This is a genomic window from Nocardia sp. NPDC056064 (assembly GCF_042266925.1).
Taxonomy (GTDB): Bacteria; Actinomycetota; Actinomycetes; order Mycobacteriales; family Mycobacteriaceae; genus Nocardia.
Genome location: NZ_JBHJWO010000001.1, coordinates 1,230,803 through 1,250,393 on the forward strand (window position 1 = coordinate 1,230,803; position 19,591 = coordinate 1,250,393).

21 protein-coding genes are annotated in these 19,591 nt (G+C 70.2%); 6 read left to right on the forward strand and 15 right to left on the reverse strand.

The genetic code is table 11. The features are described 5' to 3' along the window. Positions 1 to 49: 49 nt before the first annotated feature. The 6 genes from ACFC06_RS05640 to ACFC06_RS05665 are packed head-to-tail and all read right to left on the reverse strand — an operon-like array spanning position 50 to position 6,304. Positions 50 to 505 (reverse strand): MaoC family dehydratase, encoded by a 456-nt coding sequence (locus ACFC06_RS05640; protein WP_375928219.1) that lies wholly within the window; start codon positions 503 to 505, stop codon positions 50 to 52. Further along, on the reverse strand, positions 502 to 1,995 hold the full coding sequence (locus tag ACFC06_RS05645) for a long-chain fatty acid--CoA ligase (RefSeq protein ID WP_375928221.1): 1,494 nt from the start codon (positions 1,993 to 1,995) through the stop codon (positions 502 to 504). The genes ACFC06_RS05640 and ACFC06_RS05645 overlap by 4 nt, the downstream gene beginning before the upstream one ends. A 14-nt stretch (positions 1,996 to 2,009) precedes the next feature. After that, entirely contained in the window at positions 2,010 to 3,212 is a 1,203-nt protein-coding gene (gene pcaF / locus ACFC06_RS05650; RefSeq protein WP_375928222.1) for a 3-oxoadipyl-CoA thiolase, read from the reverse strand. Next, entirely contained in the window at positions 3,209 to 4,366 is a 1,158-nt protein-coding gene (locus ACFC06_RS05655; RefSeq protein ID WP_375928224.1) for an acyl-CoA dehydrogenase family protein, read from the reverse strand. Before ACFC06_RS05655 ends, pcaF begins: the two co-directional genes overlap by 4 nt. 16 nt (positions 4,367 to 4,382) lie before the next feature. After that, complete coding sequence (fabG, locus tag ACFC06_RS05660; protein ID WP_375928226.1) at positions 4,383 to 5,135, reverse strand: 3-oxoacyl-ACP reductase FabG; 753 nt, start codon at positions 5,133 to 5,135, stop codon at positions 4,383 to 4,385. Positions 5,136 to 5,152: 17 nt separating this feature from the next. Next, positions 5,153 to 6,304 (reverse strand): acyl-CoA dehydrogenase family protein, encoded by a 1,152-nt coding sequence (locus ACFC06_RS05665; protein WP_375928228.1) that lies wholly within the window; start codon positions 6,302 to 6,304, stop codon positions 5,153 to 5,155. A gap of 137 nt (positions 6,305 to 6,441) precedes the next feature. On the opposite strand from ACFC06_RS05665, the gene ACFC06_RS05670 reads away from it, so the two are divergent. Then, on the forward strand, positions 6,442 to 7,077 hold the full coding sequence (locus tag ACFC06_RS05670; RefSeq protein WP_375928230.1) for a TetR/AcrR family transcriptional regulator: 636 nt from the start codon (positions 6,442 to 6,444) through the stop codon (positions 7,075 to 7,077). 96 nt (positions 7,078 to 7,173) lie between these two features. On the opposite strand, the gene pafA is transcribed toward ACFC06_RS05670, so the two are convergent. From pafA to dop, 5 genes are all read right to left on the reverse strand, one after another. Further along, the gene (gene pafA, locus ACFC06_RS05675) at positions 7,174 to 8,532 is read right to left on the reverse strand and encodes a Pup--protein ligase (RefSeq protein ID WP_186817494.1); all 1,359 of its coding nucleotides are present in this window, start codon (positions 8,530 to 8,532) and stop codon (positions 7,174 to 7,176) included. Between the two features lie 165 nt (positions 8,533 to 8,697). After that, on the reverse strand, positions 8,698 to 9,468 hold the full coding sequence (prcA, locus tag ACFC06_RS05680) for a proteasome subunit alpha (protein WP_375928232.1): 771 nt from the start codon (positions 9,466 to 9,468) through the stop codon (positions 8,698 to 8,700). Further along, a complete protein-coding gene (gene prcB, locus ACFC06_RS05685; RefSeq protein ID WP_375928234.1) occupies positions 9,465 to 10,310 on the reverse strand; it encodes a proteasome subunit beta in 846 nt (281 codons plus the stop codon). The genes prcA and prcB overlap by 4 nt, the downstream gene beginning before the upstream one ends. Continuing rightward, a complete protein-coding gene (locus ACFC06_RS05690) occupies positions 10,307 to 10,501 on the reverse strand; it encodes a ubiquitin-like protein Pup (RefSeq protein ID WP_019047503.1) in 195 nt (64 codons plus the stop codon). Before ACFC06_RS05690 ends, prcB begins: the two co-directional genes overlap by 4 nt. Before the next feature lie 120 nt (positions 10,502 to 10,621). Beyond that, a complete protein-coding gene (gene dop / locus ACFC06_RS05695) occupies positions 10,622 to 12,121 on the reverse strand; it encodes a depupylase/deamidase Dop (protein ID WP_278266058.1) in 1,500 nt (499 codons plus the stop codon). 169 nt (positions 12,122 to 12,290) lie between these two features. On the opposite strand from dop, the gene ACFC06_RS05700 reads away from it, so the two are divergent. Further along, positions 12,291 to 13,475 carry a DUF418 domain-containing protein gene (locus ACFC06_RS05700; protein ID WP_375928237.1) on the forward strand — a complete coding sequence of 395 codons (1,185 nt, stop codon included), beginning with the start codon at positions 12,291 to 12,293 and terminating at the stop codon, positions 13,473 to 13,475. On the opposite strand, the gene ACFC06_RS05705 is transcribed toward ACFC06_RS05700, so the two are convergent. Continuing rightward, on the reverse strand, positions 13,476 to 14,201 hold the full coding sequence (locus ACFC06_RS05705; protein ID WP_278266060.1) for a TetR/AcrR family transcriptional regulator: 726 nt from the start codon (positions 14,199 to 14,201) through the stop codon (positions 13,476 to 13,478). A gap of 88 nt (positions 14,202 to 14,289) precedes the next feature. On the opposite strand from ACFC06_RS05705, the gene ACFC06_RS05710 reads away from it, so the two are divergent. From ACFC06_RS05710 to ACFC06_RS05720, 3 genes are all read left to right on the forward strand, one after another. Further along, a complete protein-coding gene (locus ACFC06_RS05710; protein ID WP_375928239.1) occupies positions 14,290 to 14,589 on the forward strand; it encodes a DUF6412 domain-containing protein in 300 nt (99 codons plus the stop codon). Between the two features lie 112 nt (positions 14,590 to 14,701). Beyond that, positions 14,702 to 15,553, forward strand: a complete 852-nt coding sequence (gene yidC / locus ACFC06_RS05715; protein WP_375928241.1) for a membrane protein insertase YidC — start codon at positions 14,702 to 14,704, stop codon at positions 15,551 to 15,553. 19 nt (positions 15,554 to 15,572) lie between these two features. Then, positions 15,573 to 16,133, forward strand: coding sequence for an NUDIX domain-containing protein (locus tag ACFC06_RS05720; protein WP_375928243.1), 561 nt, complete (start codon positions 15,573 to 15,575; stop codon positions 16,131 to 16,133). Positions 16,134 to 16,180: 47 nt separating this feature from the next. On the opposite strand, the gene ACFC06_RS05725 is transcribed toward ACFC06_RS05720, so the two are convergent. Beyond that, positions 16,181 to 16,549, reverse strand: a complete 369-nt coding sequence (locus ACFC06_RS05725) for an arsenate reductase family protein (RefSeq protein ID WP_375928245.1) — start codon at positions 16,547 to 16,549, stop codon at positions 16,181 to 16,183. Positions 16,550 to 16,684: 135 nt separating this feature from the next. Here ACFC06_RS05725 and ACFC06_RS05730 point away from each other — a divergent pair, with 135 nt between their 5' ends. Further along, on the forward strand, positions 16,685 to 17,365 hold the full coding sequence (locus ACFC06_RS05730) for a peptidylprolyl isomerase (RefSeq protein WP_375928246.1): 681 nt from the start codon (positions 16,685 to 16,687) through the stop codon (positions 17,363 to 17,365). 61 nt (positions 17,366 to 17,426) lie between these two features. On the opposite strand, the gene ACFC06_RS05735 is transcribed toward ACFC06_RS05730, so the two are convergent. Beyond that, complete coding sequence (locus ACFC06_RS05735) at positions 17,427 to 17,564, reverse strand: hypothetical protein (protein WP_278266066.1); 138 nt, start codon at positions 17,562 to 17,564, stop codon at positions 17,427 to 17,429. A gap of 104 nt (positions 17,565 to 17,668) precedes the next feature. Continuing rightward, complete coding sequence (arc, locus tag ACFC06_RS05740) at positions 17,669 to 19,429, reverse strand: proteasome ATPase (RefSeq protein WP_278266067.1); 1,761 nt, start codon at positions 19,427 to 19,429, stop codon at positions 17,669 to 17,671. Positions 19,430 to 19,591: the final 162 nt, after the last annotated feature.

The window sequence follows — 19,591 nt, forward strand, 5'->3', positions numbered from 1 at the left end:
CCGCGCGGCGGCGCGTCGGCGCACAGTTGTGCACCGGCGCCGCCGCGGCTCAGCGCAGAAAGCGCGCGATCGCGTCGGCCACGCAGGCCGGGCGCTCGGCGCCGTCGAGTTCGACGGTCACCCGCCGGTGCGCCTGGACGCCGCCGGGCACGTCGGTGACCTCGGTCAGGGTGAGCCGCCCGCGGATCCGCGAGCCGACCGGGACCGGGGTGAGGAACCGCACCCGGTCCAGGCCGTAGTTGATCGCCGCGCTCGCCGCGCTGACGGTCATGATCTGCTGGGTGATCGGCACGATCAGCGACAGCGTGAGGAATCCGTGCGCGATGGTGGTGCCGTACGGGCCCGCGGCGGCCCGCTCGGGGTCGACGTGGATCCACTGGTGGTCGCCGGTGGCCTCGGCGAAGCGGTCGATCCGGTCCTGGTCGATCGTGATCCAGTCGCTGGGCCCGAGTTCGGTGCCCGCGGCGGCGCGCAGGGCGTCGAAATCGGCGAAGTCCGTGGTCATTCCGTTCCTCCGAAACGTCGGCGCAGAGCGCGCTTGAGAACTTTGTGGGTGGGGCCGAGCGGCAGCTCGGTGACGAATTCGACGCGGCGCGGGTACTTGTACCGGGCGACCTGCCGCCTGCCGAACTCGATCACCTCCTGCCCGGTGAGGTCACCGTCGGGCACGACGACCGCCACGATCTCCTCACCGTAGTGTTCGTCGGGCACCCCGATCACCGCGACCTGCGCGATCCGGGGATGCCGCAGCAGCGCGGCCTCCACCTCGGTCGGATAGACGTTGAAGCCGCCGCGCAGGATCATCTCCTTGATCCGGTCGACGATCCGGATGCGGCCGGTCGCGTCGCGGGTGCCCAGGTCGCCGGTGCGGAACCAGCCGTCCACGACGGCCGCGGCGGTCGCCTCCGGCCTGCCGGTGTAGCCGCTGAACACGTTGTGCCCGCGCACCACCACCTCACCGGTCTCCCCCACCGGCAGCAGCACGATCCGGTCGGCGATCGCGGGATCGGCGATCTCCACGTCGACGCCCCACACCGGGTGCCCGACGGTGCCGGGTTCGGTGCCGTGGATCGGCTGGTTGACCGCCGCGGTCGGCGAGGTCTCCGACAGGCCGTAGCCCTCGAGCACCTGCGCGCCGAAGACCCGCTCGAAGTCGGTCAGCACGCTGACGGGCAGGGCGGCGCCACCGCTGATACACAACCGCAGCGGTGGCAGCTCCGGCATGTCTCCCGCCGCGCCCAGCAGCGCCGAGTACATGGTCGGCACGCCGTGGAACAGGGTGACCCGCTCAGCGGCCATCAGCGTGATGGCCGCGGCGGCGTCGAATCTCGGCTGCAAGACGAGGGTGGCGCCGATGCGCCAGTGCGAGTTCATCGAGACGGTCTGCCCGAAGACGTGGAACAGCGGCAGCGCGCCGAGGGCGATGTCGTCGCGGTGGATCTCGTTGGCGTCGAAGGTGTTCACCGTCGCGCACATCACCATGTTGAGGTGGCTGAGTTCGGCGCCCTTGGGGGTGCCGGTGGTCCCGCTGGTGTAGAACACGACCGCGGTGTCGAGCGGGCTGCGCGAGACGAACGCCGCGATGGCCTCGCCGGTGAGCTCCGTGGGAGCCACGAGGTCGATGCCCGCCGCCTCGGCCGCGGCGGCGCCGGTCTCGGCCACCATCGGATGACAGATCAGCAGCGTCGCCCCGCTGTCGCGCAGCACGTACTCCATCTCGGGCGCGGTGAGCAGCAGGTGCACCGGGACCACGGTCGCGCCCGCGGCGAGGACGGCGAAGTAGGCGCGGGGGAAGTCGGCGGTGTTCGGGCACAGCAGCGCCACCCGGTCACCGGGGCGGACCCCGCGCGCGATGAGGGCACCGGCCTGTTCGCGCGCCTGCCGCCACAGGTCGGCGAAGGTGATCCGCTGCTCGCCTTCGATCAGCGCGAGGTGGTCGGGGCGACGGCGGGCGGGTTCGGCGAGGATGCTCGCCAGGGAGAGGGTGGCGTTCACAGGCATTCCTTGTGTCAGGGGCGCTCGAGGTGCACGGCCGAGCCCTGGCCGACGCCCACGCACAGGGTGACCACGGCGTGCCGCGCGTCGCGCTCGGCGAGTTCGCGGGCGGCGGTGAGGGCCAGGCGTGCACCGCTGGCCCCGAGGGGGTGGCCCAGGGCGATCGCGCCGCCGTTGGGGTTGACGTGCTCGGCGTCGTCGGGCAGTCCCAGCCCGCGCAGCACGGCCAGGGACTGGGCGGCGAAGGCCTCGTTGAGTTCGATGACGTCGATGTCACCGATCGCCAGACCGGTTCGCGCGAGCAGTTTTTCGACGGCGGGCACCGGGCCGATCCCCATGGTCCGCGGCGGCACACCCGCGGCGGCCACCGCGCCGACCCGCGCCAAGGGGGTCAGCCCGTAGCGGCGCACCGCGTCCTCGGAAGCCAGCAGCAGTGCGGCGGCGCCGTCGTTGACGCCCGAGGAGTTCCCCGCGGTGATCGACCCGCCCGCCACCACCGGGCGCAGGGCGGCGAGCGCGTCGAGGCTGGTCTCGCGGGGATGTTCGTCCCGGTCGACCAGCACCGGTTCGGCCCGGCGCCGCGGCACCGGCACCGGCGTGATCTCCCCGGCCAGGCGGCCACGGGCCACCGCCGCCGCCGCGCGCTGCTGGGAGCGCAGCGCGAACGCGTCCTGGTCGGCGCGCGCGATGCCGTGGTCGTCGGCGACGTGCTGAGCCGTCTCGGGCATCGAGTCCGTGCCGTAGCGCTCCCGCATCCGCGGGTTCACCAGCCGCCACCCGATGGTGGTGTCGGCCAGCTGGGCCGAACGGTCCCACGGCGCACCGGTTTTCGCCATGACATACGGCGCTCGCGTCATCGACTCGACGCCACCGGCGATCACCAGATCGGCGTCCCCGGCCCGGATCGCACGCGCCGCGGAGGCCACGGCGTCCAGGCCCGACGCGCACAGCCGGTTGACGGTCACCCCCGGCACCGTCACCGGCAGCCCGGCCAGCAGCGCCGCCATCCGGGCGACATTGCGGTTGTCCTCCCCGGCCTGATTGGCACAGCCCAGCACCACATCGTCCACGGCGCCGAAGTCCACCGCGGGCAGCCGCTCGACGAGCGCGCGGATCGTGTGCGCGGCCAGGTCGTCGGGGCGCACCTCGGCCAGCGCGCCGCCGTAGCGGCCGAACGGCGTGCGGAGGCCGTCGACCAGGTACGCCACGCCGGTCACAGGCCCATGTCCTTGGCGATGATCATCTTCATCACCTCGCTGGTGCCGCCGTAGATGCGGTTGACGCGGTTGTCGGCGTAGAGCCGGGCGACCGGGTACTCGGTGATGTAGCCGTAGCCGCCGTGCAGTTGCAGGCAGCGGTCGATCACGCGCGAGGCCACCTCGGTGCAGAACAGTTTCGCCGACGCGGCGTCGGCGGGGGTGAGTTCGCCGCGGTCGAGGGCCTCGAGCGCGCGGTCGACCACGGCCTCGGCGGCGTCGACCTCGGCCCGGCAGGCGGCCAGTTCGAACTTGGTGTTCTGGAACTGCGCCACCGGCTGACCGAAAACGGTGCGGCCCCGGGTGTATTCGAGGGCGAACCGGATCGCGGCCCTCGCCTGGGCGTAGGCGCCGACGGCGATGGAGAGCCGTTCCTGCGGCAGGTTCTGGCCCAGGTAGCGGAAGCCCTGGTCGGCCTCGCCGAGCAGATCGGCCACCGGCACCCGCACCTCGGTGAACGAGAGTTCGGCGGTGTCGGAGACCTTCAGGCCCAGCTTGTCGAGCTTGCGGCCGACGGTGTAGCCCGGGGAGCTGGTGTCGACCACGAACAGGGAGATCCCGTGGCGGCGGTCGGTCTCGGTCGGCGGGGCGGTGCGCGCGCAGACGATCACCCGGTCGGCGTGCACGCCGCCGGTGATGAACGTCTTGGCGCCGTTGAGCACGTAGTGAGTACCGTCCTCGGACAGCTGCGCGGTGGTGCGCATCCCGGCCAGATCCGAGCCGGTGCCCGGTTCGGTCATGGCGATGGCGAACATGATCTCGCCGGTGACGAAGCCCGGCAGCCAGCGCTGCTTCTGTTCCTCGCTCGCGAGGTTCTTCAGGTAGGGCAGGCACAGCCCCACGTGCACGCTCGACCCACCGAAAGACACTCCGGCCCTGGCGGTCTCCTCGATGAGGATCGCCTGGAACTTGAACGAGTCGACCCCGGCGCCGCCGTACTCCTCGGGCACCTCGATACCGAACACCCCCAGCTCGGCCAGCGAGCGGTAGAAGGTGCGCGGGACGATGCCCGCCTCGTACCACTGGTCGTACACCGGCACGACCTGCGATTCGACGAAGGCCCGCACGGTCTTGCGGAACGCCTCGTGCTCATCGGTGAAAACTGTGCGCTGCATGCTGATCTCCTGCGATCTAGAGACGGCGTCCGCCGTCGACGTACACGGTCTGGCCGGTGACGAACCCCGCGTCGTCCGAGGCCAGGAACGCGACCACGTTCGCGATGTCCTCGGGCGTACCGACCCGCCGCAGCGGGGTGATCGCGGCGGTCTTGGACTGGAGTTCCTCGGCACTCACGCCGATCCGGGCGGCGGTGGCCGCGGTCATCTCGGTGGCGATGAACCCGGGCGCGACCGCGTTCACGCGGATGCCGAACGGGCCCAGTTCCATGGCCAGCGTGCGGGTCATGCCCTGGATGCCCGCCTTGGCGGCGGCGTAGTTGGCCTGTCCGCGATTGCCCAGCGCCGACACACTCGAGGTGTTGACGATGGCGCCGCCGCCGTGCTCGACCATGTGCTGCTGGGCGGCCTTGCTGCACAGGAACGCTCCGCGCAGGTGCACGGCCATGACGGTGTCCCAGTCCTCGACCGACATCTTGAACAGCAGGTTGTCGCGCAGCACGCCGGCGTTGTTCACCAGCACGTCCAGCGTGCCGAGATCGGCGACCGTGCGGGCCACCGCGTCGGCGACCGAGGTCTCGTCGGCGACATCGCAGCCGACGCCGATCGCGGTGCCGCCCGCGGCATTGATCTTCCCGGCGGTGAGCACGGCCGCGTCGGCGTCGAGGTCGACGACGGCGACGGCACAGCCGTCGGCGGCCAGCCGGGCCGCGGTCGCGGCGCCGATGCCGCGGGCGGCGCCGGTGACGAAGGCGGTTCTACGGGTCATTGTTCGTACTCCTGGGGTCAGACGATGGCGTTCACGCCGGTCAGGGCGCGGCCGATGAGCAGTTTCTGGATCTGGGTGGTGCCCTCGTAGAGGGTCAGCACGCGCGCGTCGCGCAGGTACTTGGCGACGGGGTACTCGTCGATGTAGCCGTAGCCACCGAACACCTGGATCGCGTTGTTGGCAGCCTTGACCGCCGTCTCGGAGGCGAACAGCTTGGCCATCGAGGCCGCGGTGCCGAACGGCTCGCCCCGGTCGACCAGATCGGCGGCGCGCCAGGCCAGCAGCCGCGCCGCCTCGGTCTCCACCGCGATGTCGGCGAGCAGCTCCTGCACCAGCTGATAGCCGGCGATGGGCTTGCCGAACTGCTCGCGCTCCCCCGCGTAGCGCACCGCGGCCTCGAGACACGCCCGCGCCACCCCGACACACCCGGCCGCGACGCCCATCCGGCCCTTGTCCAGGGCGGCCATGGCGATCCGGAACCCCTCGCCCTGCGCACCGAGTCGCAGCGCGTCCGGCACCCGCACCTTGTCGAGGACGAGTTCGGCGGTCGCCTGGCCGCGCAGGCCGAGCTTGCCCTTGATCTCGGTGCGGCCGAAGCCGGGCGCGTCGGTCGGGACGAGGAAGGCGGTCACGCCCTTGGGCCCCGGCCCGCCGGTGCGCGCGAACACCAGCGCGACATCGGCCCAGGTGCCGTTGGTGATGAAGATCTTGGTGCCGTCGATGACCCAGTCGTCGCCGTCGCGGGTGGCGCGGGTGATCAGGTTCGCGGCGTCGGAGCCGGTGCCCGGCTCGGTGAGCGCGAAGCAACCCAGCTGCTCGCCCGCGCACAGCGGCGGCAGGTAGTGGCGCTTCTGTTCCTCGGTCCCGTAGGCGGCGATCGACTTGCCGACCAGCCCCAGCGACACCGACACGATCCCGCGCACCGCGCTGTCACCCCGCCCGAGTTCCTCGAGCAGCACGCAGTAGGCCAGCGCGTCACCGCCGGAGCCGCCGTACTCCTCGTCGATCCCGATCCCGAGGAAGCCCAGCGCGCCGAGCTTGCCGACGATCGCCGGATCGACCGATTCGGCCCGGTCCCACTCGGTGGCGTACGGGACGACCTCCTTGTCCACCCAGGTGCGGGCGAGTTCGCGCAGATCGTGGTGGGCGGGGCTGAGTGCGAGATCCATCGGGGACGACTCCTGAACCGAACAGTGTTAGTTTTAACGGTGGCACCGTAACCTAACGCCGTTCGGTTATGCAAGAGCCCGGTCGGCGATCGGTGATAGCGTTCCGACCCGACCCCGGAGCAGACAAGGAGTGGCGCATGGCGAGGCCGCGCGTACCGCTGTTGAGCCGTGAACGCATCCGCGACACCGCCCTGACCCTGATCGACCGCGACGGCCTCGCCGAGGTCTCCATGCGCAAGCTCGCCGCCGAACTGGGCGTGCAGGCCGCCTCGCTCTACGGCCACTACCCGAACAAGGACGACCTGTTCGACGACATCGCGACGGGCATCATGAGCCACGTCGACACCTCGGCCTTCGACACCCTGCCCTGGCACGACGCCCTGGCCGCCTGGGCGCGCAGCTACCGCTCGGCGCTGGTCGCGCACCCGAATTTCGTGCCGTACCTCGCCGCGGGCCCCGGCAGGCGCGCGGAGAACCTGCGCGCGGCCGACGCGGTACACGGCGGCCTGGTCGGCGCGGGCTGGCCGCCGCGCTACGCGACCATGATCGGCGCGGCCACCCGCTACCTGGTGATGGGCTCGACGGTCGGCTCGTTCGCGGGCGGATTCGCCGACGACGTGCAGGTCTACCGGGACCGCTACCCGCACCTCAATCAGGCGCACCTGCTGCGCGCGATCGCCGACGAGATCGACGACGACAGCTTCGAGCTGGCGCTCACCTCGTTCGTCGCCGGACTGCGCGGCACCTACGCGAGCGTGGCCGTCACCGGCTGACGGGCGGGTCCGGACACACGACGGGACCGGTGGCGCCTACGCATCGCTCCCTTGCGCCACCGGTCCCGTCGACATCCCCCCGTCTCGGGGGTTCGCCTACATCGAGGCGATCAGCCGGTCGACCCGCTCGTCGACCGACCGGAACGGATCCTTGCACAACACCGTGCGTTGCGCTTGATCGTTCAACTTCAGATGCACCCAGTCGACCGTGAAGTCCCGGCCCGCTTCCTGGGCGGCGGTGATGAAATCACCGCGCAGCTTGGCCCGGGTGGTCTGCGGCGGGGTCTCCACCGCGGCGTCGACGGCCTCGTCCTCGGTGATCCGCTTGGCCAGGCCCTTGCGCTGCAGCAGGTCGAACACGCCACGACCACGCTTGATGTCGTGGTAGGCCAGGTCCAGCTGGGCGATCTTGGGATCGGACAGCTCCATGCTGTAGCGGTCCTGGTAGCGCTGGAACAGCTTGCGCTTGATCACCCAGTCGATCTCGGTGTCGACCTTGGCGAAGTCCTGCGCCTCGACCGCGTCGAGGGTGCGGCCCCACAGGTCCACCACCGCGTCGACCTGCGGATCGCGGTCGCGATTGCGCAGGTGCTCGACGGCGCGGGCGTAGTACTCGCGCTGGATCTCGAGCGCGCTGGCCTGCCGGCCACCGGCCAGCCGGACCGGACGACGGCCGGTCAGATCGTGGCTCACCTCGCGGATCGCCCGGATCGGATTGTCGAGGGCGAAGTCGCGGAACGAGACGCCCGCCTCGATCATCTCCAGCACCAGCGAGGCGGTGCCCACCTTGAGCATCGTCGTCGGCTCGGCCATGTTGGAGTCGCCCACGATCACGTGCAGGCGCCGGTACTTCTCGGCGTCGGCGTGCGGCTCGTCGCGGGTGTTGATGATCGGGCGCGACCGGGTGGTCGCCGAGGAGACGCCCTCCCAGATGTGCTCGGCCCGCTGCGAGAGGCAGAAGGTGGCCGCCTTGGGCGTCTGCAACACCTTGCCCGCACCGCAGATGAGCTGGCGGGTGACCAGGAACGGGAGCAACACGTCCGAGATCCGGGAGAACTCGCCGGCGCGCACCACGAGGAAGTTCTCGTGGCAGCCGTAGGAGTTGCCCGCGGAGTCGGTGTTGTTCTTGAACAGGTAGATGTCGCCGCCGATGCCTTCTTCGGCGAGACGCTGTTCGGCGTCTATGAGCAGGTCCTCCAGGACCCGCTCACCGGCCCGGTCGTGGGTGACCAGCTGCACCAGGCTGTCGCATTCCGCGGTCGCGTACTCCGGGTGTGATCCGACGTCGAGGTACAACCTGGCACCGTTGCGAAGGAAGACATTAGAGCTACGGCCCCAGGACACCACCCGGCGGAACAGGTACCGGGCTACCTCGTCGGGGGACAGCCGACGGTGACCGTGGAAGGTGCATGTCACACCGAACTCGGTCTCGATCCCCATGATTCGTCGCTGCACACCATCGACACTACAGCCATGAGCAGTGCCCGCGCGGCGCTCCGGACAACCCATCTGCATACGTGTTCACAACGATTCGGACAGTGTCACCCGCCGCCTCGGGCGCATGCGAACGGGCCCGCGAACCGTGGTGGTCCGCGGGCCCGGCGTGATCATGACGGCGGGCTATTCCCCCGCGTCGTCCTCGGGTTCGGGCAGCTTCGCCTCTTTCACGGCTTTCGCCTTCGGCGCACTGCCCAGTGCCTTCTCCAGGGCCGGGCCCTGCAGCCTGCGGAAGGCCCGCCGCGGCCGCGCCTGCTCGAGCGTGGCCACCTCGAGCGAGGCGCCACCGAGCGAGCGCTTGTCCTTGTCGGCTTCGGGCTGGCCCGCCTGCAGGGCGCCGATCGCCACCTTCAGCGCCGCGTCCAGGGACAATCCCGGCTTGTAGGCCGCCTTGAGCGCGGTCACGATGGGCTCGGTGGTGCCGCCCATCACGACGTACTCGCGCTCGTCGACGATCGAGCCGTCGAAGGTGATCCGGTACAGCACCGAGGTCGGCGACTGCTCCGGATAGCCCACCTCGGCGACGCACAGCTCCACCTCGTAGGGCTTGAGCTGATCGGTGAAGATCGAGCCCAGGCTCTGCGCGTACAGGTTGGCCAGGCTCCGGCCGGTGACATCGCGCCGGTCGTACTGGTAGCCCTTGAGGTCGGCCTGCAGGATGCCGCCCCGGCGCAGCGCCTCGAACTCGTTGTACTTGCCCACGGCCGCGAACCCGATGCGGTCGTAGAGCTCACTGATCTTGTGCAGCGTCGCCGACGGATTCTCCGCGACGAACAGCACACCCTTGTCGTACACCAGCACCACCACGCTGCGACCCCGGCCGATGCCCTTGCGGGCGAGCTCGGTCTTGTCGCGCATGATCTGCTCGGCGGACGCGTAGTAAGGCAGCGTCATGCGCTGGCACCCCCGTTCTGTGCGGCCGCCCGGTCGACCGCGATCGCCGTGGCGACCGCGGCGAGCTCGTCCTCGGAGACCTCCACCGCGCCGTCGGCGTCGATCAGCACCACCGTCGGGTAGATCCCGCGCAGCGGGTCGGGCCCACCGGTGGCGGTGTCGTCGTCGGCGGCGTCGACCAGCGACTCGACCGCGATCCGCAGCGCCTGCTCGTGGTCGAGACCGGCGCGGTAGGTCTTCTTCAGCGAGGACTTGGCGAACATCGAGCCGGAACCGACCGCGGTGTAGCCGAACCGTTCCTCACTGCGCGAACCCACCACGTCGAACGACACGATCCGCCCCGCCTTGTCCGGGTCGGTGACCTGGTCGTCGAACCCGACCAGCAGCGGCACCACGGCCAGCCCCTGCATGGCGGCCGGGAGATTGTCGCGCACCATCTTCGACAGCTTGTTGGCCTTGCCGTCGAAGGTCAGTGACACGCCTTCGATCTTCTCGTAGTACTCGAGCTCCACCGCGAACAACCGCACCATCTCCACGGCGAGCCCGGCCGTGCCGGCGATGCCCGCCGCGGAGAAGGTGTCGGTGATGTAGACCTTCTCCATGTCGCGCGAGGCCACCAGGTTGCCCTGGGTGGCCCGCCGGTCGCCGGCGATCAGCACGCCGCCGCGGTAGCTGACCGCGACGATCGTGGTGCCGTGCGGCGCGAAGTCCGCCCCGGCGCTCAGGTCGGAGGCACCGAACCTGTTGCCGGGCAACAGGTCCGGTGCATGCATCCGCAGGTGTTCGGTGAACGAGGAGAGAGCCTGCCCCGCGTGGAGGCGCAACGGATCACCTGAGGTCACTGGCCGCCCTTCTGCACATATGCCCGCACGAAGTCCTCGGCGTTCTCCTCGAGCACGTCATCGATCTCGTCGAGCAGGTCGTCGGTCTCCTCCGCCAGCTTCTCGCGGCGTTCCTGCCCGGCCGCGTCGACGCCCTCGGGGCCCTCGTCCTCGTCGCCACCCCCGGCGCGCTTGGTCTGCTCTTGTGCCATGGCCGCCGACCTCCTCTTCCTCATCACGATGTTCGTGCCAGTCCCTCAACCCTACCGAGCGGATCCGACAAGGTGGTCTATTAGCGATCGGATTGTCGCCCTACCGTGCCGGGAATCGCCTCAGTGGGTGAGTTGTTCGACGAGCTCGGCGGCCGATTCCGCGGCGTCGAGCAGCTTGCCGACGTGGGCTTTCGTGCCCCGGCGCGGCTCCAGGGTGGGGATTCGCACCAGCGAATCGCCGCCGAGATCGAAGATCACCGAATCCCAACTGGCGGCGGCGATATCGGCACCGAAACGGCGCAGACACTCGCCGCGGAAGTAGGCGCGGGTGTCGGTCGGCGGCTTGGTCATGGCGTCGAGCACCTGCTGCTCGCTGACCAGGCGCTTCATCGAGCCGCGGGCGACCAGACGGTTGTAGAGACCCTTGTCCAGGCGCACATCGGAGTACTGCAGGTCCATCAGGTGCAGTTTCGGCGCGGCCCAGCCCAGGCCCTCACGGCTGCGCATGCCCTCGAGCAGGCGCAGCTTGGCCGGCCAGTCGAGCAGGTTGGCGCATTCCATCGGGTCGCGCTCGAGCAGGTCCAGGACCATCGCCCAGTTGTCGACGATGTCGCGCACGCGCGGGTCGTCGTTGCCTTCGCGGTCGACGAACTTGGCCACCCGCTCGTGGTAGAGCCGTTGCAGCGCAAGGCCGGTCAGCTCGCGGCCGTCGGCCAGCGCCACGGTGGCGCGCAGGCTCGGATCGTGGCTGATCTGGTGCACCGCGGTGACCGGGCGGGCCAGCTGGAACTCCGAGAGGTCCTCGCCCGCCTCGATCAGGTCCAGCACCAGGGCGGTGGTGCCGACCTTGAGGTAGGTCGACATCTCGGCCAGGTTGGCGTCGCCGATGATCACGTGCAGGCGCCGGTACTTGTCGGCGTCGGCGTGCGGCTCGTCGCGGGTGTTGATGATGCCGCGCTTGAGGGTGGTCTCCAGGCCGACCTCGACCTCGATGTAGTCGGCGCGCTGGGACAGCTGGAAGCCCGCGTGGTCGCCGGACTGGCCGATGCCGACCCGGCCGGACCCGCAGATGACCTGCCGGGAGACGAAGAACGGGGTCAGGCCCGCGATGATGTGGCTGAACGGGGTGTCGCGGCTCATCAGGTAGTTCTCGTGGGTGCCGTAGGAGGCGCCCTTGCCGTCGACGTTGTTCTTGTACAGCTGCAGGCGCGGGGCGCCGGGGACGCTGGAGGCGTGCCGGGCGGCGGCCTCCATCACCCGCTCGCCGGCCTTGTCCCAGATGACCGCGTCGAGCGGGTCGACGACCTCGGGCGCGGAGTACTCCGGGTGCGCGTGGTCGACGTAGAGCCGGGCGCCGTTGGTGAGGATCATGTTGGCCGCGCCGACCTCGTCGGCGTCGATCACGGGAGCGGGTCCGCTCATCCGGCTCAGGTCGAAACCACGCGCGTCACGCAGCGGGGATTCCACCTCGTAGTCCCAGCGGGTCCGCTTGGCTCGCGGCACCCCTTCGGCGGCCGCGTAGGCGAGCACGGCCTGGGTGGAGGTGAGGATCGGGTTGGCCGTCGGCTCCGTGGGGGTCGAGATGCCGTACTCGACCTCGATTCCGATGATGCGCTGCATGCTGTCGAGCCTAGGCGACGCGCCCGGCCCGCACCCGCATCTCGCCGCGAGCGCCCTCCCCGCCCAGCTCAGCCCGTCGGCGGCCAGCACCCCGGGTCCGCCGGTCGGAGGACCCGGGGTGGTCCTCGTGAGCGATCCGCGGCGCGGCCGACGTCGCGATACTCGGTCCATGAGCGAAACCCTGCAGCAGCTCGCCCCCACCGATCGGCCGCGGCCGGGGCGGCTGCTCGCCCTGGATGTCCTGCGCGGCATCGCGATTCTGGGCACCCTGGGCACCAATATCTGGATCTTCACCGACCCGGCCGGTCTCATCGGTTACATCGACGGGCTGGGTACGGCCGCGGAGGACGGCTGGATGTGGTCGCAGCGGCTGTTGCAGCAGCTCGTGCAGGGCAAGTTCCTCGGCCTGCTCACGGTGATGTTCGGCATCGGGCTGGCCATCCAGCAGAGTTCGGCCCAGCGCGCGGGCAGGCGCTGGCCGGGCAGCTACCCGTGGCGCGCGGCGCTGCTGTTCCTCGACGGCCTGCTGAACTTCCTGCTCGTCGCGGAATTCGACGTGCTCATGGGGTACGCGGTCACCGGCCTGGTGGTGGCCTACCTGCTGGCGACGAGCGAACGGGCCCAACGCCGCTGGGTGATCGTCGCGACCTCGATCCACCTCACCCTGCTCACCCTCGTGGCCGTGGCCCTGGCCTTCGAACCCGAGGGCGACGACCGCGAACCGTCCACACTGGACCCGAATCCCTACGCCGACGGTTCGTTCTGGGATCTGGTGCTGTTCCGCCTCGACCACGCGCTCGCCTTCCGGGTGGAGGCGATCATCATCTTCCCGATGTCGGTGGCCCTGTTCCTGCTCGGCGCGCGGCTCTACCGCGCCGGGGTCTTCCGGCCCGAGGGCGCGCGAATCCGCAAGTGGCTCATGATCGTCGGCTTCGGTGTCGCGGCCCCGGTCGACTTCGTGGCCGGCGGCTTCCTCGGCGGCGATCTGGTGCTGTTCACCCGCTACGGCACCGCGCCGCTGGTCTCGCTGGGCATCCTCGCCGCGGTCGCGGCCTTCTACCTGCGCAGGCCGCGCCTCGGCTTCACCGGCACCCGGCTGAGCGAGGTCGGCCGCACCGCGCTGAGCTGCTACATCCTGCAGAACCTGATCGCCGGAATGCTGTGCTACGGCTGGGGTCTCGGGCTCGCCGCGCGCGTCTCCCCCGACGCGCGGGTGCCTTTCACGATCGCGATCTACCTGGTGGTCATCCTGGCGATCACCGCCTTCGCCCACCTGTGGCTGCGCCGCTTCGAACGTGGACCGGTGGAGTGGCTGTGGCACCGCGGCTATCGCCTGCTGGCGCGGACGAACTGATCAGCGCAGGCGGGCCTCGGGCGGCGGCGCCGCGTCCGGGGCCACCAGCAGGTCGGCGACCAGCGAATCCCGTTGCAGCGGTACGCCGAGACTGCGCGCGTTGCCCTCGAACAGCGACAGCACCGACTCGGTGAGGATGCCCTGGATCTGCTCGGCGCCCAGCACCGGTTCCGGCTCGGCCCGCCAGCTGGCCACGACACCGTCGACGAGCCCGACCATGCCGAAGGCCATCGGCCGGGCCCGGGCCGGGTCGATGCCGAAGCGGGCGAGCGTCGCGGCGAACATGTCGGCCAGCTGACCGCCGACCTCCCGGCCCGCGCCGGACAGGCTCGCACCGCCCTCCTGGGGCGCGTCGCCGAGGAACCGGTGCAGATTCGGGTGCAGTTCGATCCAGTCCAGGTAGGTGCCGATGGCCCCGCGTACCGCGTCCTTGAGGGTGCCGTTGGGTTGCAGGGCGGGCAGCAGTTCGGCGAGCAGCAGTTCCAGGATGCGCCTGCGGGCGAGCGCGTCGAGCTCGGCGCGGCCACCGATGTGCCGGTACACGACCGGCCGGGGCAGGGCGAGGTGTTCGGCGATCAGCTGCACCGAGATCTCCACGCCGTGCTGTTCGATCACCTCGACGGCGGCGTCGATCATCTCCGCCCGGCGGCGGGCCTTGTGCCCGTGCCAGCGGGTCGCGCGCCCGTCACCGACGGGCTGCTCGGCATGGGCGGAAGGTGCAGTCACAGCCCCCACGATACGCGGACGGCCGTTGCCCGTGACATCGCGTTCCAGCAATCCGGGCCGCCGCGACCGGCCGGGTATGCTCGCCACCATGCAGGCACGGGCGATGGTGATGGCGTACGCGGTTCTCGCGTGCCTGCTGCCCGCCATCGTGCTGCTCACCGTACCGGGCGGCGAGGCCACCCGGGCACTGGCCTTCGGTGCCGTCGCCGCGGCGATGGTCTGCGCGCTCGCCGCGATCACCACCCGCAGGCACCTGCCGGTCCGGGTCGCCACCGCGGGTCCACCCCGCTCCGCCCAGCGCAGATTGCGCGGTTCCTTCCTCCCCCAGAGCAATCCGGACACCCCGGGCCGTCCCCGGCCGCGGGCACCGGGAGCCGATCACCACTGACAGGCCGCCGTCGGCGTCCCTGTCGGATTCGTGATCCCACTCCCCTTGTCGTGCGTTCCCGCACGCCGTCCGGACAGGTCGTTCCGTCATGCTCGATATCGTCTATGTCCCGGTGTCCGCCCTTCTGTGGTGCTGGCACCGGCTCTTCGCCCTCCCCCTCGGCGCGGCCGACGGCCTCGCCTGGCTGCTGGCCGTGGCGGCACTCGTGGTCACCGTGCGCGCGCTGCTGGTGATCCCGGCCCTGCGCCAAGCCCGGTCACAGGCCACCCTGCGCACGCTGCAACCACGCATCGACCGCCTGCGCCGCACCCATCGCGACGACCCCCGCGCGCAGGCCGCCGCGATCCGCGATCTGCACCGTGCGCACGGTGTGCGCCTGTTCGCGGGCTTCGTCCCGCTGCTGGGCCAGGCCCTGGTGTTCCTCGGGCTGTTCCATGTGCTGCGCTCCTTCGACCGCACCGGCGCGTCCGCGATCGGCCCGTTCGCCTCGACGAGCACCCCGCTGACCGAGGAGGTCAATCGCGCGACGGCCAACTATCTGTTCGGCGCCCCCGAGGTCGGCGCCTTCCTCGACGCCCATCTCTTCGGCGCTCCCCTCTCGGCGACCGTCTTCGGCGGGGGCGAACTGATCGTCGCGGTGGCGGCGCTGGCCGTCCCGCTGGCGCTGCTCGCCGCGGTGGCGAGCCATCTCACCGCCCGGCTCGCCCCGGTGGGCACCGACGGCACGGCGGCCGTGCTGCGGGTGCTGTCGCTGTGGGTGTTCCCGGCGGGCGCGCTGGTCGGCGGGGCGATCATGCCGGTGGTGGTGCTGGTGTATTTCGCCACGAACGCGGTGTGGACGTGTGCGCAGCAGTACGTCATCCGGCGGGTGCTCGCCGCGGAGGCCGCCACCGCGGCAGCGGCTGCCACCACCGCGGCCCGCGCCAGGGCACCTCGGCCGGGAGCGAAACCGCGCCGCCGGTGAACGGCGCTACCCTCGGGCGGTGTCAGCGCACCCGGAATCGGAACTGCTCGCCGTCTACGACGCCGCCGGACAGGTGATCGGTGCCGCCGAGCGCGGCACCGTCTACCGCGACGGACTGTGGCACGCCAGCGCCGGTGTCCTCGTCCGCTCCGGCGACGGCGCCCGCGTGTACGTGCACCGGCGTACCGACAGCAAACTCGTCTTCGCGGGTCTGCACGACTGCCTGGCGGGTGGTGTGGTGGACGCCGGCGAGGACCCGGCCGACACCGCGGTCCGCGAACTGCGCGAGGAACTCGGCATCGCCCTGCCCGCGGGCACCCGGCTGCCGTTGCGCGCGAAGGCTTCCTGGGACGGCAGCTGGGAGGGTCGCCTGCTGCGGTGCCACCTGTTCGGCTACGAGGTGCGCTACGACGGGCCGATCCACCACCAGCCCACCGAGATCGCCGCGGGCTGGTGGTGCGGGATCGCCGAATTCCGCGCGCTGCTGCGGGATCCGGCCCGGCCGTTCGTCCCCGACACCCGCCTCCTGCTCCCGGGCCTGCTGGCCGAGGAAGACGGGCGAGGCACAGACCTCGGGTGAGCACCCGCCCACCGCGGGACCGATGGCTACCTTCGGGCGAACGACGGTCAGTCCAGGCGGCGCAGGGTCTCCTCGTCCCTGGCGACCACCGCGCCGCCGTCGGCGGTGAGCACGATCGGCCGCTGGATCAGCTTCGGATGCTCGGCCAGTGCGGCCAGCCACCGTTCCCGATCGGCGTCGGTACGGCCCCAGCCGCCGAGTCCGAGTTCCTTGGCGACGTCCTCGCCGGTGCGGGTGATGTCCCAGGGTTCGGCGCCCAGCCGCGCCAGCACGGCGCGCAGTTCCGCGACGGTCGGCGGATCGTCGAGGTAGCGCCGCACGGTGTAGTCGACACCCGTCGCGTCGAGGTGCGCGGTGGCGTTGCGGCTCTTGGAGCAGCGCGGGTTGTGCCAGATCTCGGTGTGCCCAGACGTCATGGGACCCAGCGTAGTAGCCCGCTGTACTGCGTCCTCGTGACGATCCGGCGGTCCCCGCGCGTGTGACGACGGCTACTGGCAGGATGCGCGGTACATCGTCCGGTTCCACCCCAAGCCCGAGGAGACACCGTCCAGGTGAGCACCCCATCGCAGGACCGATCCTTCCGCCGTGCCGTCGTCGGCCTCGCCGCCGCCGTGGCGACCCTGGCGGCCGTGGCACCGGCCGCCCACACCGCGCCCGTCCGGCAGGCGGTGATCCCGGGCTGCGTCCCCGCCGCCGCGGGCCAGCCCAACGGCAAGCAGTGGCCGGTCGAGCCCCCGCTCACCATCGACCCCGCGTCCTCGTACACCGCCACCCTGAACACCACCTGCGGCCCCGTGACCGTCGACCTCGACGCCGCGGCCGCCCCGCGCACGGTGAACTCGTTCGTCTTCCTCGCCGGCGAAGACTACTTCGACCACACCCGCTGCCATCGCCTCACCACCGAGGGCATCTACGTGCTGCAGTGCGGCGACCCCACCGCGACCGGCCGGGGCGGGCCGGGCTACCAGTTCGGCGACGAGAACCTCGCGGGCGCGGTCTACCCCGCGGGCACCGTCGCCATGGCCAACGCGGGCCCCGGCACCAACGGCAGCCAGTTCTTCCTGGTCTACCGCGACACCCAGCTGCCGCCGAACTACACGCCGTTCGGCCGGGTCACCGGCGGCCTGGACGCCCTGACCACCATCGCCGACGCCGGTGTGGTCGGCGGCGGCCCGGACGGCACCCCGGTCGCCGATGTCGTCTTCGACGCGGTGACCACCACCCAGGGCTGAGGAAACGACGAGGGCCGCGACTCCCGGCTGGGAGTCGCGGCCCTCGTCGTGGGTCGGGTGATCAGCCCGCGCTGATCGAGCTGAACAGGTTCTGGATCGTCAGCAGGATCACTTCGGTCAGGAAATCGGCGGCCGAACCGGTCATGGCAACACTCCTCGGGTACGAGTCCTCATCAGGTGGGACGAACATGTGAAGCATGTCCTATCCACACTTGGGAGCGCAGCGTTTTCCGGAAAATAAACGAACGAAACGACGAACGGCCGCGTTCCCGTACGGAACGCGGCCGGTCGGATCGGTGATGGTTACAGGTACTGACCCGTATTCGACTCCGTGTCGATCGCCCGGCTCGCCGAGGCGTTCTTGCCGGTCACCAGCGTGCGGATGTAGACGATCCGCTCGCCCTTCTTGCCCGAGATCCGCGCCCAGTCGTCGGGGTTGGTGGTGTTGGGCAGGTCCTCGTTCTCGGCGAACTCGTCGACGATCGAGTCGAACAGGTGCTGGATGCGCAGACCCGGGTTCCCCGTGTCGAGCACCGACTTGATCGCGTACTTCTTGGCTCGGTCCACGATGTTCTGGATCATGGCGCCGGAGTTGAAGTCCTTGAAGTACAGGACCTCCTTGTCCCCGTTGGCGTAGGTGACTTCCAGGAACCGGTTGTCGTCGCTCTCGGCGTACATCCGGTCGACGACCTTCTCGATCATCGCGTCCACGCAGGCGGCCTTGTCGCCGTCGAACTCGCGCACGTCGTCGACGTGCAGGGGCAGCGTCTCGGTGAGGTACTTCGAGAAGATGTCCTGCGCCGACTCCGCGTCCGGCCGCTCGATCTTGATCTTCACGTCCAGGCGGCCGGGCCGCAGGATCGCGGGGTCGATCATGTCCTCGCGGTTGGAGGCGCCGATGACGATGACGTTCTCCAGGCCCTCGACACCGTCGATCTCCGAAAGCAGCTGCGGCACAACGGTGGTCTCCACATCGGAGGAGACACCCGAACCGCGGGTGCGGAAGATCGAGTCCATCTCGTCGAAGAACACGATCACCGGGGTGCCCTCGGAGGCCTTCTCGCGCGCCCGCTGGAAGATGATCCGGATGTGGCGCTCGGTCTCACCGACGAACTTGTTGAGCAGCTCGGGACCCTTGATGTTGAGGAAGAAGGACTTGGCTTCCTTGGCGTCCTCACCACGGGCTTCGGCGATCTTCTTGGCCAGCGAGTTCGCGACGGCCTTGGCGATCAGCGTCTTACCGCAGCCGGGCGGACCGTAGAGCAGCACGCCCTTGGGCGGGCGCAGCGCGTACTCGCGGAACAGATCCTTGTGCAGGAACGGCAGTTCCACCGCGTCGCGGATCTGCTCGATCTGACGGCCCAGGCCACCGATGTCGGTGTAGTCGACGTCGGGAACCTCTTCCAGCACAAGGTCTTCCACCTCGGCCTTGGGCACGCGCTCGAAGGCGAAGCCGGCCTTGGTGTCGACCAGCAGCGAATCACCCGGGCGCAGTTTGCGAATGGGGGAATCGGGGTCGTCCATGTCGTCGTACTCGGCGATCTTGGACAGCGGGCCCGACAGCCACACCACGCGTTCCTCGTCGGCGTGACCGACCACCAGCGCGCGGCGGCCGTCGTCGAGAATCTCACGCAGCGTGCCGATTTCACCGATGGCGTCGAAGTTGCCCGCCTCGACCACGGTGAGCGCCTCGTTCAGGCGGACCGTCTGGCCGTATTCGAGCGTGGCGACGTCGATGTTGGGCGAGCAGGTCAGGCGCATCTTGCGACCGGAGGTGAAGACGTCGACGGTCTGATCCTCGTAGGTGTGGATGACGATGCCGTAGCCGCTGGGCGGCTGTCCGAGGCGATCGACTTCCTCACGCAGGGCGATCAGCTGCTGACGCGCTTCCTTGAGCGTGTCCATCAACTTGCCGTTGCGGATGGTCAGCGAATCGATCCGTGCTTCCAATTCGCGTGCGCGATCCGGCGAGTCGGCGAGTTGTCTGCGAAGAGCAGCCGCCTCGGCGCGTACCGCCTCGAGCTCTCGCCAGGCCGCCGAATCCGAATTCTCGTTGGGGCTCATGATGCTGCTCCTCCCAGTCCCGGTCTTTCAACGCTACCGGGCGCGGTCCGTTCTCGCTTTCCGACATGGTTTCGTCGTGATCACATCTTGTACGGTGACGACCCTATCCGCCCCCGTCCGCCCGCGTGTTAGGCTCCCCTAACACCCCACCGAGGGGGCACC